The organism is Mycoplasma anserisalpingitidis (genome assembly GCF_007858495.1).
Taxonomy (GTDB): domain Bacteria; phylum Bacillota_I; class Bacilli_A; order Mycoplasmatales; family Metamycoplasmataceae; genus Mycoplasmopsis; species Mycoplasmopsis anserisalpingitidis_A.
This window is the reverse complement of record NZ_CP041663.1, coordinates 340,351-353,948: the sequence shown is the minus strand read 5'-3', so window position 1 is coordinate 353,948 and position 13,598 is coordinate 340,351. Positions and strand designations below refer to the sequence as shown.

The following is a 13,598-nucleotide window of genomic DNA, read 5'->3' as shown; positions in this document are numbered from 1 at the left end:
TTAAGATTGACTATTTTTTATTTCTTCAATTTTTTCTAGACTTTGTTTTAAGTATTTTGAACAATGTTTTAGAAATTCTTTATTTATGTTGCTGAATGTTTTTAATTCATCATAATATGGGTTAAAATTTTCACTTAATTTAACTAATTGACCATTTTCACTATCATAACTAATTAAATATCTATCAAAGTGTTTATGAAAATTAGGACTTAGATTTAGATAATTGTATTTATCAGAAATAATTTCTAAATTATTCTTAAAGTTATATTGAATTTCTTTTGATGAATAGGAAGATTTATTTTTCTTAAATTTATTATTTTTTAATTCATTAATTATTTTTTCTTTCACTCATTCAACGTTGTAAATATGACATTTTTCAGTTTCATTTTTGCAATCAAATGCTTGAATATCAAGTTTTTTGATTTCTTGAATATATTTACTTCTGTGTTCTTTAAGGGCAGTTTCAATTGAGATTTTACTAGTCAATTCTTCAATTTGTTTTTTTATTGATTTTCTTTGATTGTTTTTAGCTAATGCGTCAAAGTCTGTTTGTTCTAGCATTATATGAAAATTTTGTATTTCCTGAGATTTGTTTAGAGTATCATCATTAAAATCATTAAAAAAATCATCACTATATTTTAAAATTTCTCATTTTCTGTTTGAATTGTGTGTTATGTATGAAATACAGTCGAAAAGAATAGGAAAGTTGTGATATTTATTTCCATTTTTATCAATAACAATGAATTCTGAATTTTTCGGTTTTCCAATTGAACCACTAGGATTATTTCCTTTAAGAATTGAAATTAATCCTTTTAATGTTTTTGATTTTAAATAATTATTAATTTTTTTGTTAAAACTGTTTAACTGTGATTGATTTAATTCATGTAGATTATGTTTAGTTGTATCTGATCTTTTTTCTAATTTTCAATTATTTTCCTTGCAGAACTCATCTCTAAATTTGACAGCATCTGATTTTTTTGAGACTGATAAATGTGCTGGTGTTTGATATGAATCAAATCAAACTTCATGGAAGTCTATTTTTGAATCTATAATTGTTCATAAGTTATCTGTATCAACTATAAAATATATAATTCCTTTTGCCTTTGCAGACTTTGAAGATTTATTGCTATAGCTTTTGGTTTGAAAATTGAGTTTATAATATTTTAGTTTCATTTTACCACCTCATTAAAAATAGCTTCTAATACTTCAACTGAAATAGAATTACCAGAAAGAAAAATAATTTTGTTTTCTGTAACCATTTCAGATTTTTTGATTTTTAAATAATCTTTTTTATCGAATCCCATATACTGAAGTGCTTCACAAGCATTTATATATCTGAGTTTATTTTTTTCTGGGAAATAGAATTTTAATCTGCTGTTTGCTCCTGATGCTGTTAAAGTCGGACCTTTGCCATTTGTTAAGTAAACATATGTTTCTGAATTAAAGTTACTGTAATTTATTAACCTTGCCTTATTAATACCATTAATACTTGCATTGAATGGTGAAAATTTATATTTTTCTATTAAACTACTACAATCAATTCCTTCATTACTCTCTTTTACTATGCTAGAAACTTTTTTAGGATCTTTTCTTTGTAAATTATTAAAATCAAATTTTTTGTTTGTTTGATTATTTAGTATGGAAACAGCAAAAACTCTTTCTCTGTTTTGAGATGAACCAAAATCAGATGAGTTCAATGTTTGGAATGAAGTAGAATATCCTAAATTTTCAAGGGTTTTTACTCAGTCGAGAAAATTATTTATAAATTTCTTGGTTGTTAGTGCTTTAACATTTTCTAAGATTAACACTTTAGGTTTATGTTCTGAATTTACTAAAATTCTTTCTATTTCATAAAGAAGTCCCGAACGAGTGCCTTTTTCTAAACCTTTTTGTTTTCCTTGTTGACTTAAATCTTGACATGGGAATGAATATGTCATAATATCAATATCAGATTGAAGATTATCCACTTTAGTAATGTCAGTATAGTTTTCTAACTTTTTATTTGTCTTATAAACCTTATTAAAATAGTCATTATTAACAAAGGCATACAAATAAGGAAAGATTTTTGATAGATTTTTATTTTTTATAAAGAAGTTGTTGGAAACAGGTGTTTTTGAATCAGCACTAAAGGTATATTTACTTAAAATATCACTCATTTGTTCTCTAGTGAGTTCGGTTTCAGGCTTTAATTCGCCATAATGAATTATTAAGTAGGAAACTATTGCATCTATGTATCATTCACAACAACCACTTGAGATAACTTCTAGTTCAGAATTCTGCGCAACATTTTTTAGTGCTTTGTATTGCGAACCTATTCCTGAGAAAAATTCAAAAAGTCTTATTGTTTTCATAAGACCTCTTTAAAAAAATCATTATTAATTAACTTATCTCTTAATATATATATACATATATATATTAAGAGATTGAATAGTAGATCTATGTAAAATAGTATTTGACATATCAACCTCCTGTTTATTTATGCTTAATTATAACGAAAAGAAGATATAAGTAAAGTAAATAAAATTCATTGATAACTATAAAAATTTTAAAATAAAAAATTGAGCCTTAAACGCCCAATTTAACTGGTTGTTATGATCTTAAAAGATTCCAAACAATCCATGTTCTCTTTGTGAAACAGTTCATAAAAGACCATCTTTTGCTGTATCTTTGTAAATAAAGAAGTCAGAGATGTATGCAATCATAACTGCAATAAATACTAATAAAATTACAATAACTGCAATTGTGATAATTAATTTAATTTTTGAATTTTTATTTGTATTTTTTTGTGTATCTTGTTGTAATTCTTTTGTCATAATATACCACCGTTTTTTAATAAATTTATTTTACCATAATATCAAGAAGTTGAAATTTATTTTGGTTACATAATTTATCGCAAAACATTAGGAGTTTTCTGGTGCCAGTTACGAGAATCGGACTCGTGTCGCTTGATTACGAGTCAAGTGCTTTACCACTAAGCTAAACTGGCATGGCGGTTAGTGAGGGATTCGAACCCTCGCGGATGTCTCCACCCCTGCCGCTTTTCGAGAGCGGTCCCTTCAACCGGACTTGGGTAACTAACCTTTTATTTACATAAATTATTATACATTAAAAGATTAAACAAGTGCATTAAGCATGAATGTTTTATTAATATTTTAATGTTTAATAAAAATATTATATATATAATTTAATTATGAAAAAAATAGTTCCAATAATTCATAATAAAATTTGAGGTTATGAGATATGATTAGTTTCATCTTTAAAGGGTATGGAAACTAAGTTTACAGATAACTCACTAGTAAAAAACGCACCATTGATTAAAATTATTTGTGCTAAAGAACCTCTCTCAGTTCAAGTCCATCCTGATGATTTATTAGCAAGAGAAATAGAAAAACAAAATAATGGTAAAACTGAAACTTGATTTGTACTAGACTGTAATTCTAATAGTGAAATGGTTTTAGGATTAACAAATTATGATAAAGAAGTTGTTGAAAATAAATTGAAAAATAACAATTTAGGTGATATTTTGAATATCGTAAAAGTTCAAAAATCTCGTTTTTACAACATTCCTGCTGGTTTAGTTCATGGTTTGGGTACAATGAATAAATCGAATATTACTGTTATTGAAGTTCAGCAACCTTCCGATACAACTTATCGTCTTTATGATTATAAAAGAGTTGATAAAAATAATCAAATGCGCGAGATTCATGTAGATAAAGCATTAAAATGCATTAAAGATCTTGATTATAATGCTGAAATTAGAAGTAATAGCGACGAAGATCTTTATTATCAAAACGAATTTTATAAATGTGAATTGATATCAAATTCTAAAGTGACTAAAGATAACGGTTGAGCAATAGTTTATGAAAATGATAATTATTTTTCTTATGAAGTAAGTGTTGGTGAAGTTCTACCTAATCGAGCAATATTCTTTGTTAGTTGAATTAAAAATTAAATTATGCAAGGTTGACATTCAAATGTCAACTTTTTTTTTATAAAACAATAATCATTAACAAAAATAAAAATAATTTATCTATTTTATTAAATAATGCTGAATTAATTAATAGATGTAAAACTAATTTGCTTGTTTGATTTCATAACAATAAAATTGTCATGATTTATATTTTTAATAAAGTTAAACACAGATAGCATACAATTTCATAGAAAACGTTTCCTTTTTTTTTTTTTTTTTGATTGTATTCAAAAAATAAAAAATACAACACTAAAATTAAAGTAAGGAAGTGAAAAGAAAGGCGAATTTTATGAAAAAATATATAAAAACAATAATATTAATCTCAACTACAGCAATCACAACTTTACCAGCAATAATTTTATCTGTAAGTTGCAATGATAAGCTTAAAAGCAAAGAATTGAATGAAATATATACTCCGAAAGAGTACTATAAATTAGATAAAAGTGGTGAAGTTTTGATTTGAGTTGATAAAAGAATAAAAAACTTTAATATCAATCAAGAAGAAACAATAAAAATAAAATCTATAAAATCAAGAGTTTTTGAAGATTGCAAAGATTTAAAAAGTGTTACTATTCCTAATAGCGTAACTTCAATTGGTTCATTTGCGTTTTCTTCTTGCGAAAATTTAAAATCAATAACTATTCCAAATAGTGTAACTTCAATTGAACCTGGTACATTTTATCGTTGTTCAAGTTTAGAATCAATTACTTTACCAAATAAGGTTACTTCAATTGGACAACAAGCTTTCAATGGCTGTTTGAGTTTAAAATCTGTAACTATTCCAAATAGTGTAACTTCGATTGGTTATTCAGCATTCAGTTATTGTTCAAATTTAGTCTCAATTAATATTCCTAATAATTTAACTAAGATTGAATCAGAAGTTTTTAGCAATTGTTTTAACTTAACATCAATTACTATCCCTAATAAGGTAACTTCAATTGATAAATTTGCATTTAATAACTGTTCAAGTCTAACATCGCTTATTATTCCAGATAAAGTAACTTCAATCGGTGTTAAAGCGTTTAATGGTTGCTCAAATCTAACTTCAATTACCATTTCAAATAGGTTTACCAAGATTGATGAAGGTATACTTAAAGGTTGCTCAAATCTAACGAAAATAACTGTTTGAGGCAACACTTTTTCAGTTGGAAATTATGGATGATTTACTGTATTTAACTACTTTGTAAGAGGATAGAATTGGAAATTCATTTATATTGCTGTCAATATCTATGATTAAACATTTTAACGGTTGTATTGAAAATTATATTTAAAACGCTAATTGTGTTTAATAAGGAAAAATGATAATTAACAATAATTAAAAAATAAAAAAATTAATATGCAATTTAACTACATATTAATTTTTTTATTTTATTTCTTAGTTTGCTGTGAAATTTGTCTTTTTAGTTCAAAATCACTTCTGTATAAATAATCATCAATTGCTTCAGCTAAACCAGCTTGTCTTACATCTGAAGTGTGATATTTAGCCACTTTTTTAGTTTGTTCATCTGAGTTAGCCATTGCATAAGAATATCCAACAATTTCAAGCATTTGTTGGTCATTTTGACTATCACCAATAGCCATAACATTATCTAAGGTAGTATCAAAGATATTTTCACACATTCATTTAATTGCTGATCCTTTTGAAACACCTTGCTTAGTAATTTCCATGTGTGATCCAAGGTAGATAATATTTAAGTTAATATTTGCTTTTTTGAATGTTTCATATGCTTTTTTAATTTCTTCTTCAGTACCATAAACTTCGATTTTATGAATATCTTCATTTAAGCGTCCATCGGTAATTCAGTCTTCATATTCAAGGAAATCGCTAAGAAATCTATACATTGCTTGATCATGATTTTTTAAGTAGTATTGATCAGTTCCAAAATAGTAAAGTTTAATATTTTGCTCATCAGCTAAATCGAATATTTTCTTAGCCTCTTCAAGTGGCATGTATTCAATATGAACAAATTCATTTTTCAAGTTATCATAAATAACGGCTCCATTTGAACAAATCATGTATCTAGATTTGGTTAATGAGGCTAATTTTTTAATTTTTTCAAAAGGCCCATTTCCGGTATTAAGAATAAATGGAACTCCTTTTTCGGTAATTTCTAATAATTTTTTTCTGTTTGCTTCAGGTAAAGTTTTGTCTGGAAAACCATAAATTGTACCATCAACATCACTAAAGATTGCTCATTTACTTTTCATTTTAATCCTTTACTTTTGTTTGTTTAACTTATAAATTTTTGCATGAATTTTAGTAGCTTTTGAAATTTCGTTTCATACTATTAAACCAAAACCTAGTCCTACTGGAATTAATCATAATTCAAATGGGTATATGTTTGAGTCATACATTTTAAATACAGTTCTTACTCCAGGAACATAAGCAGCAAGAATAACACAGAATACTGAGAACATACTTGCTAAATATACTAACTTAAATCTTTTTACACTGCATTTAAAAATTGATTTATGACTTATTAAATTTAGTGAACTTAATGAAGTGGCCATTCCTAAAGTCACAAAGCAGGCAGTTGAAGTTACTTTAACAAAGTCAATTCCAGTAATATTATATTTAGTTGCAATTAAAGCCACGATTGAATATGATAATAATGATAAAAGCGAAACTACTGAAGATTGAATCATTAAATTAATCCCCATACCTCTAGCAAAGATTGATTCAACTTTATTAAATGGTTTTCTATTCATAACATTATCACCACTGTGAACCATACCTAGTGCTATAGCAGGTAAACCGTGAGTTAAAAGGTTGATTCAAAGTAATTGAGATGCTGAGAGAACTCAAAAATCAGCATCATTTATTTGTTGTGCAAAGGTAAATCTAAACACAAATAGACCAATCATCATAACAATAATTTCAGTTACTGATGAGATTAGTAAATTTAAAATAACAGTTTTGATTTTGTCGAAAATTTCTCTACCACCACGAATTGCTTTAGTGATTGTATTGAAATTATCATCAGTTAAAATAACGTCTGCAGCTTGTTTAGAAACATCAGTCCCTGTTATCCCCATAGCGCAACCAATATCTGATGCTTTAAGAGCAGGTGCGTCATTAACTCCATCACCAGTCATAGCGACAACTTTGTTGTGTTTTTGTCACGCTTGTACAATTCTAAGTTTATCACTAGGATTTACTCTTGCGTAAACTGAAACTTTCTCAACAGTGTTGTATAATTCTTCATCACTTAATTTTGCTAATTCAGCACCGGTTAAAGCAATATCATTATCACTGAAGATGTTTAAATTTTTTGCAATTGCAACAGCAGTAGTGATATGGTCCCCGGTAATCATAACTGGTTTTACACCAGCACTTAAACATTCTAGAATTGATTGTTTAACCTCTTCTCTAGGTGGGTCAATTAAAGCAATTAATCCAACAATTTCTAAATCTTTTTCATCGTTAAAGTCAATTACTTCAGTATCGTTAGGCATTTCTTTTTTAGCGACAGCAATTACACGATAAGCTTTGTTAGATCACTGTTCATTAAGTTCTCTAAATTTCTTATCAGCATTAGTTAAATTAAAGATAATATCTGGTGCACCTTTGGTTATCATAATTTTATGTGAATTATTTTCAAGAAGTACAGACATTAATTTTCTTTCGCTATCAAATGGTAATGCAGAAACTTTTTTATATTTCTCTAAAATTTCATTTTTAGTTAAATCGATATCTAATCCAGCACGTATAATTCCTGTTTCGGTTGGATCTCCGACTTCAATCAACTCTTTGTCAACAATATTTATTTCAGCATCTGAACAAGCTATTGCTGCACTAAGAATTTGTTTAAATGAAGTTTTATCTTTAGTTTCTGAAAGTAATTTATTTTCTGAGAATAAATCAACTACAGTCATTTTATTTTGAGTTAATGTTCCGGTTTTATCAGAACAAATAATATTTGTTGATCCAAGTGTTTCAATAGCTGGTAGTGATTTAATAATTGCATTTTCTTTAGCCATTTTTGAAACACCAATAGCAAGAAGAACGGTTGTAAAGGTTACTAAGCCCTCTGGTATAGCTGCAACTGCTAAACTAATTGCAGTGATTAAAGAGTTTGAGTAAACATCAATATTTGTTCAAGTTCCTTTAAGAGTGTTAATTAAAACAATTTGAATAATTAAACTTACAAAAAGTAAAACAATTCCTGCTCAACCAAATAATTTACCCATTTTGTTTAATTTATCTTGTAGTGGAGTGCTTGTGGTTTTTTGTTCTTGGATTAAATTGTTAATTTTTCCAATTTCAGTATTTTTACCAACCGAATAAACTACAGCAAGTGCACGTCCATTAGTTGAATAAGTCCCTGAGAAAACAATGTTAGTTTTTTCAGCTAAAATATTAGTTTGTTTTATATTTTTATCAGCATTTTTCTCAATTGCAACACTTTCACCAGTTAGTGAAGATTCGACAACGAAAAAATTGTATGCTTCGATAATTTTTGCATCAGCTGAAATAGTATCACCAGATTCAATTACAATTAAATCTCCGACAACTAATTCTGAAGCAGGAATTGTAATAGTAATTCCGTTTCTTATAACTTTAGCATTTTGTTCATTTATTTTTTCTAAAGCTCTAACTGCTTGATCACTTTTAACTTCTTGATATGCACCAAGCATACTATTAAGAGCAACAACTAAAAGAATAATAAATGGTTCAACAAAACTTATGATTATTTCAGTACTGCTTCTATCTTTATTAGTGTATAGTTCATAAAATGCTACACCAAAACTAATTACTGCAGCGATGAGTAAGAGAATAATCATAAAGTCCTTGAATTGGTTTAAAAAAGCAATAAAAGGATTAACTTTTTTATTCTGAGTTAAAATATTTTTACCGTATTTTTCTCTGTTTAATTCAACTTTTTCAGTAGATAATCCAGTTTTAATATCGGTAGAGTTTATTAATTCTTCAATATTTGTATCCATATCTTTTCCATTCGTTTAATAAGTATTTATTTAAATTGTATATTAATAATTAAAATTATTAAACATTTGATATGTATAATGTTTAGTTGTAAATAAATGTGGCTCTAATAAAAAATAGAGAATGATTTCTCTATATGTTTTGCATTATTAATAATAAAAAATCCCACAAAAGTGGAAATTTTCAAACCGAATCATTTATACCCCACAACCATCGGCAAGTGGCAAACATTAGCGAACCGAATCATTTATACCCCACAACCATCGGCAAGTGGCACAAAAGGTTTTCACCATTAATAAGAATATCCTATCAATCAAATTATAGCAAAGTAAAACTTTTTATAAAATATTTTGGGTTAAAATATAAATGATTTGATATAAAGAATGGATCACTAATAGCTCAAAAATAATATTGAAATTAAGAAATAAATTTTTGTGTCAAAACCAAAATTTGGTCACCTTTTTTAAGGTTAGAACAGATTAAAAGCTATAAAAAATAGTAAAACCTATTTATTTTCGCTATTTTTTGATTCTTTTTCTTTCTTTTTAGTTTTTTTATCAACCATAACACTCATATTGTTCATAATACTTCCAGCCACAATACCCGAAGGGATTGTAAAGATTGCAATACCAATAATTGAAATAACTATAACAATAAATTTTGAAGTAGCTGCATGTGGAGAAAAATCTCCATAACCAATAGTTGTCAATGTAATAGTTGAAAAGTAAAGTGCATCAAAAAGATTAGTTACAACATTTGAACTTAATGAATCTTTAATTTCGTTATATTTATTGATAAATTCTTCACTTGTATGACTAAGAGTAATATTTTGCGAGTTAAATCATTTTTCAGTTTGAATAAGTGTTTCATTTTCAAGTCACTCTACTTCATTTTTTCAGATAATTAATGCAAAAACAAAGATTAAAATGATGATGAAAATAAAGACATAATTAAGAATTAATTTTTGTTCTTTAAATACATTTATTAAAATCTTGAATGGTGGGAAGATTTTAAGAATAAAAATAAGACGAATAACTCTGATAAATGTTAGAGTTTCAAAATATTTATAGACCTGATTTGTTTCAAGGTGTAAATATTGAAGTGCTGAAAGTGATGGTAATAAGCAGATTAGTAAAAGTAAGCCAACTCCAGTGAATGGAAAGCTAATTAAACTTCTTATTTTGCTACTTTTTTCACTACGAATAGGATAAGTAATTCAATGTAAAATATAGTCAGCAAGTAAAACAAAAAAAGTCAAAACATTAACTGTAATGATAATATTTTTAAACTCTTGACCTTTAAATGCAAAACTAATAAATGAAAAAATAACTGTAAAAACAATTAAAGCAATGTAAAAAAGTTGTGCAAACTTAATCAAATGAGTTTGTTTTTTATTTAATCGTAATTTTTTAATATCGCTATCACTAGTTACAATTGTATTAATGATGCGCATTATTTTATTATTAAAAATATTCATATTTCTCCTGTAAGTAATTTAATTTTATAATTATTTTTAAATTAAGAAAATTAAATTAATTTTAGTAAAAAATAATTTATTATTTATATATATGAAATCACCTATTTTACCACCTACAAATAAATGAGGAATTTTTAGTAAATGGACCATTAAAAAAATGGTTTTTGTTGGTATTTTAATTGCAGTTTCAGTAGCGTTAACTATTTTTTTAAGTAGCGGAATTCCAGCGGCTTATTTACCACAATTAAAATTCAGTATTATTGGTTTACCTGTAAAAATTACTGGTTTTATTTTTGGTCCAATTATTGGTTTTTTGGTTGGTTTATTAAGTGATATTATTTCGATGTTTTTCATTGTTCCGACACTTTATAGTCCACTTTATACATTAGCAACAGCTATGAATGGACTTGTTTCAGGAATAATTGGCTGATTTTTTATGCATTTTCTTAAATTTTATTTTGATGATCAATCAAAAATTGAACATCTAAAAGGAAAGATTTTTAAACTTAATCTTAAATTTGATGAATTAGTTTCTAAAGAGGAATTTGAAAAGTCTAAAAGTGTACATGAAAAAATAATTAAGATTTCAATACAAATTAAAAATATTGATAAAGTTAAAACTGAATCACAACTTAGAAATGTTTGCTTAATTATTTCTGTTTTCTTTTTAAGTTTATTAATAGTTATTCTAATCTCAGTAATTGGTTTTGAATTACCTGATTCAGCTTTTGTCAAATTACCTATAAATAACCGTTGAATGCTTTTGACTTTAACAGTTGCTGGTTTTGCAACTATGATGATTTTCCTTACTATAACAAGGTTCAAGTTAAATAAAACAAGTTATTTAATTGTAATCCCGATTGTTATTTTCTCAGCGTTATTAGAGATAACAAATGTTCCGATTTTAGCTATAGGAGATGCATCAGTTACAAATAATGGTGGATTTGGAGATATTGTACTTTGAATTTTCAGCCACACACTAATTAGTCCAGTTAAAATTTGAATTAATTTATTAATCATTTATTACTCTTATAGTATTGTTTCAAAATTGATTTACAAAAACGAAAATTTAGGTTATTAGTTAGCGATGCTAACTTTTTTGTTTTAAAAATAAAAGAAGAAGTTTACTTCTTCCTAAATAAAATCTTTAAAGTTTTTTCTTAGCTTTTTTTGAAATACTTATTAGTTTCATTCACATTGTCGAAAAGCCTATAACTACTGCAATTCCTACTATAACTATAACTATGTTTAATAATATTTTTACTATTAAATTATCACCTGAGTAAAATAGCGGTTTAGCAAAATTTAAAAAGCTATAAATAGGCAAATCAAGAATTTTGTAGACATTTAAGTTCGAATTATTAATTTTGTTTTGAAGTACATTTATCGCACTAAATCCACTAAAGAAAATTATAAGTGCAAATATGTAGTAAGCAATCATAAATCAAACTGAGTGTAAACAATGTTTAAATTTAACAAATGGTTTTATTTCATTTTTTAAGTAAAATAACGTCACAATAGCAATTATTGGATTTATTGCATGAGTTGAAATTGTAAAACTTAGTGATCAAATCTCAGCTCTAGCCAATTCAGCAAAAATTAATGTTCAAAAAACTAGAAAAGTAATTGTAATTCACGAAGCTGAATAAAATACCCAAAGTTTAGAAAATAATTTATTACCATAAAAAGCATAAATGATTAAACTTATTGCTACTGACAAGTTAGTTATATATGTAAAAGTTAATGTTTTCTTTCACATAAAACCTAGTAAAGTTGGTCTAAGTTGACTGTAATTTAATAAATCATTTAAAGTATTGTCATCAACAGTTTGTAATTGTTGATTGAATTCTCTAACTCTAAAAATCGCATCTCCAATAGCTGAATATAAGAATACTAATAAGACTAATATCCCTATTATCAAGGTTATTTTTCTATTTTTTTCTAAGTTTATAAATCTATTTTTCATGGAACAATTATAAATTAAAAATAAAAAATGCTTTTCATAAAATTTTCATAAAAAGCAAGTTTAATTATTTTTTTGTTTAAAAATTAGTTCATTATTATTTTGCATAAAGAATTCAAAGTTATCCAAAGTGTAATTTTTGATTTGTTCAAAGTCATTTATATTATTTTGTGTAATTCAGCGAAGCATCTTTCCTCTTTGAATTTTAGACATAGTACTTTTAGAAACTAATTTACCTTTAATCTCTTCAACAAATTTTACACTTATATATTGACTATTTTTAAGATGGTTTTGAATCAATTTAGTGTATTCATTTGAACTTAAAATTAAGTATTTTTCATCTTTATTTGTGTTGAAAAAATGACTGATTTGATCATCTCAAAAATGATATAAATTTAGTTTATTATTGAAGTCAATTTTATGCTCTTTTATTCTATTTAATGGACTTATTATTCCATATAAACTACTTAAAATTAACACGTTTTGATTAATAAAACTCTTTTGTTGTTCAGTTAAACTAATGTAATCTAGGTATTTATATTGTATTCCAATAAAGGAATTTATTGCCAAAAGATTCTCTTTGTTTTCAATACTGCTATAAATACGGTATTGTTCTATTTTGCTTTCTTTTATTTTATAAACTTCCGTAAATTCTTGATCTGTCAATTCATTAATTAATTTTTCTATTAATTTAGATTTACTATGAAAAATTGGAAGAGAAAATTCTTTTTCACTAACTGTGAAATAAGTAAAATTTTTGGCTGGAGAAATTAATATTTTCATTATTTTAATATCTTAAGAACATTCTCAACATCAATTGCTGGACTAGCTTTATATTTAACGTAAATTAATTTTCCATTTTCATCAATTAAAAATGTAGAACGAACAACTCCAAAATATTTTTTACCGAAATTAACTTTTTCTTTTCAAACAAAGTATTTTTCAATCGCCTGTTTTTCAGGATCAGATAGTAAAGTAAAATTAAGTTCATTTTGTTCAATAAATTTCTTATGTGATTCAATACTATCTTTACTTATACCAATTACTTTGATATTTAATTTTTCAAACTGATTCATACTATCTCTGTATGAACAAGCTTGTTTTGTGCAACCCGAAGTATTGTCTTTAGGGTAAAAATATAGTAAAACTTTTTGGTTTCTGTATTTGCTTAAAGTAAAAGGTTGATTGTTTTGGTCTAAAAGTGTAAAATCTGGTGCTTCTTGATTAATTTTTAACATAATTC

At 26.0% G+C, this 13,598-nt stretch carries 12 protein-coding genes and 2 tRNA genes; 3 read left to right on the top strand and 11 right to left on the bottom strand.

From position 1 onward, the window contains the following. From FOY43_RS01305 to FOY43_RS01285, 5 genes are all read right to left on the bottom strand, one after another. On the bottom strand, positions 1 to 1,173 hold the full coding sequence (locus FOY43_RS01305; protein ID WP_146308770.1) for an MAG4270 family putative restriction endonuclease: 1,173 nt from the start codon (positions 1,171 to 1,173) through the stop codon (positions 1 to 3). Further along, positions 1,164 to 2,351: a DNA (cytosine-5-)-methyltransferase N-terminal subunit gene (dcm_N, locus tag FOY43_RS01300; protein WP_146308769.1), complete on the bottom strand. Its 1,188-nt coding sequence runs from the start codon at positions 2,349 to 2,351 to the stop codon at positions 1,164 to 1,166. The genes FOY43_RS01305 and dcm_N overlap by 10 nt, the downstream gene beginning before the upstream one ends. A gap of 246 nt (positions 2,352 to 2,597) precedes the next feature. Further along, entirely contained in the window at positions 2,598 to 2,813 is a 216-nt protein-coding gene (locus tag FOY43_RS01295; RefSeq protein WP_146308768.1) for a hypothetical protein, read from the bottom strand. A 99-nt stretch (positions 2,814 to 2,912) separates the two neighbouring features. Next, a tRNA-Thr gene (locus FOY43_RS01290) sits at positions 2,913 to 2,986 on the bottom strand. 1 nt (position 2,987) lies between these two features. Next, positions 2,988 to 3,080: transfer RNA gene (locus FOY43_RS01285), tRNA-Ser, on the bottom strand. Between the two features lie 110 nt (positions 3,081 to 3,190). Here FOY43_RS01285 and FOY43_RS01280 point away from each other — a divergent pair. Both FOY43_RS01280 and FOY43_RS01275 read left to right on the top strand, forming a co-directional pair. Continuing rightward, complete coding sequence (locus FOY43_RS01280) at positions 3,191 to 3,952, top strand: type I phosphomannose isomerase catalytic subunit (RefSeq protein ID WP_146308767.1); 762 nt, start codon at positions 3,191 to 3,193, stop codon at positions 3,950 to 3,952. Between the two features lie 307 nt (positions 3,953 to 4,259). After that, positions 4,260 to 5,165, top strand: a complete 906-nt coding sequence (locus FOY43_RS01275) for a leucine-rich repeat protein (protein WP_146308766.1) — start codon at positions 4,260 to 4,262, stop codon at positions 5,163 to 5,165. Positions 5,166 to 5,338: 173 nt separating this feature from the next. Here FOY43_RS01275 and FOY43_RS01270 read toward each other — a convergent pair whose 3' ends face one another. The 3 genes from FOY43_RS01270 to FOY43_RS01260 form a co-directional block, all read right to left on the bottom strand. After that, the gene (locus FOY43_RS01270) at positions 5,339 to 6,178 is read right to left on the bottom strand and encodes an HAD family hydrolase (RefSeq protein ID WP_146308765.1); all 840 of its coding nucleotides are present in this window, start codon (positions 6,176 to 6,178) and stop codon (positions 5,339 to 5,341) included. Between the two features lie 9 nt (positions 6,179 to 6,187). Beyond that, positions 6,188 to 8,917 carry a cation-translocating P-type ATPase gene (locus FOY43_RS01265; protein WP_146308764.1) on the bottom strand — a complete coding sequence of 910 codons (2,730 nt, stop codon included), beginning with the start codon at positions 8,915 to 8,917 and terminating at the stop codon, positions 6,188 to 6,190. A 503-nt stretch (positions 8,918 to 9,420) separates the two neighbouring features. Then, entirely contained in the window at positions 9,421 to 10,392 is a 972-nt protein-coding gene (locus tag FOY43_RS01260; RefSeq protein WP_146308763.1) for a potassium channel family protein, read from the bottom strand. A 91-nt stretch (positions 10,393 to 10,483) separates the two neighbouring features. On the opposite strand from FOY43_RS01260, the gene FOY43_RS01255 reads away from it, so the two are divergent. After that, on the top strand, positions 10,484 to 11,473 hold the full coding sequence (locus FOY43_RS01255; protein WP_146308762.1) for an ECF transporter S component: 990 nt from the start codon (positions 10,484 to 10,486) through the stop codon (positions 11,471 to 11,473). Between the two features lie 66 nt (positions 11,474 to 11,539). Here the strand turns inward: FOY43_RS01255 and FOY43_RS01250 are convergent, their stop codons facing one another. The 3 genes from FOY43_RS01250 to bcp are packed head-to-tail and all read right to left on the bottom strand — an operon-like array spanning position 11,540 to position 13,593. After that, a complete protein-coding gene (locus FOY43_RS01250) occupies positions 11,540 to 12,358 on the bottom strand; it encodes an MAGa3780 family membrane protein (protein WP_146308761.1) in 819 nt (272 codons plus the stop codon). A 60-nt stretch (positions 12,359 to 12,418) separates the two neighbouring features. Then, entirely contained in the window at positions 12,419 to 13,138 is a 720-nt protein-coding gene (locus tag FOY43_RS01245; RefSeq protein WP_146308760.1) for a YaaA family protein, read from the bottom strand. Then, a complete protein-coding gene (bcp, locus tag FOY43_RS01240) occupies positions 13,138 to 13,593 on the bottom strand; it encodes a thioredoxin-dependent thiol peroxidase (protein ID WP_146308759.1) in 456 nt (151 codons plus the stop codon). Before bcp ends, FOY43_RS01245 begins: the two co-directional genes overlap by 1 nt. Between the last annotated feature and the right edge of the window lie 5 nt (positions 13,594 to 13,598).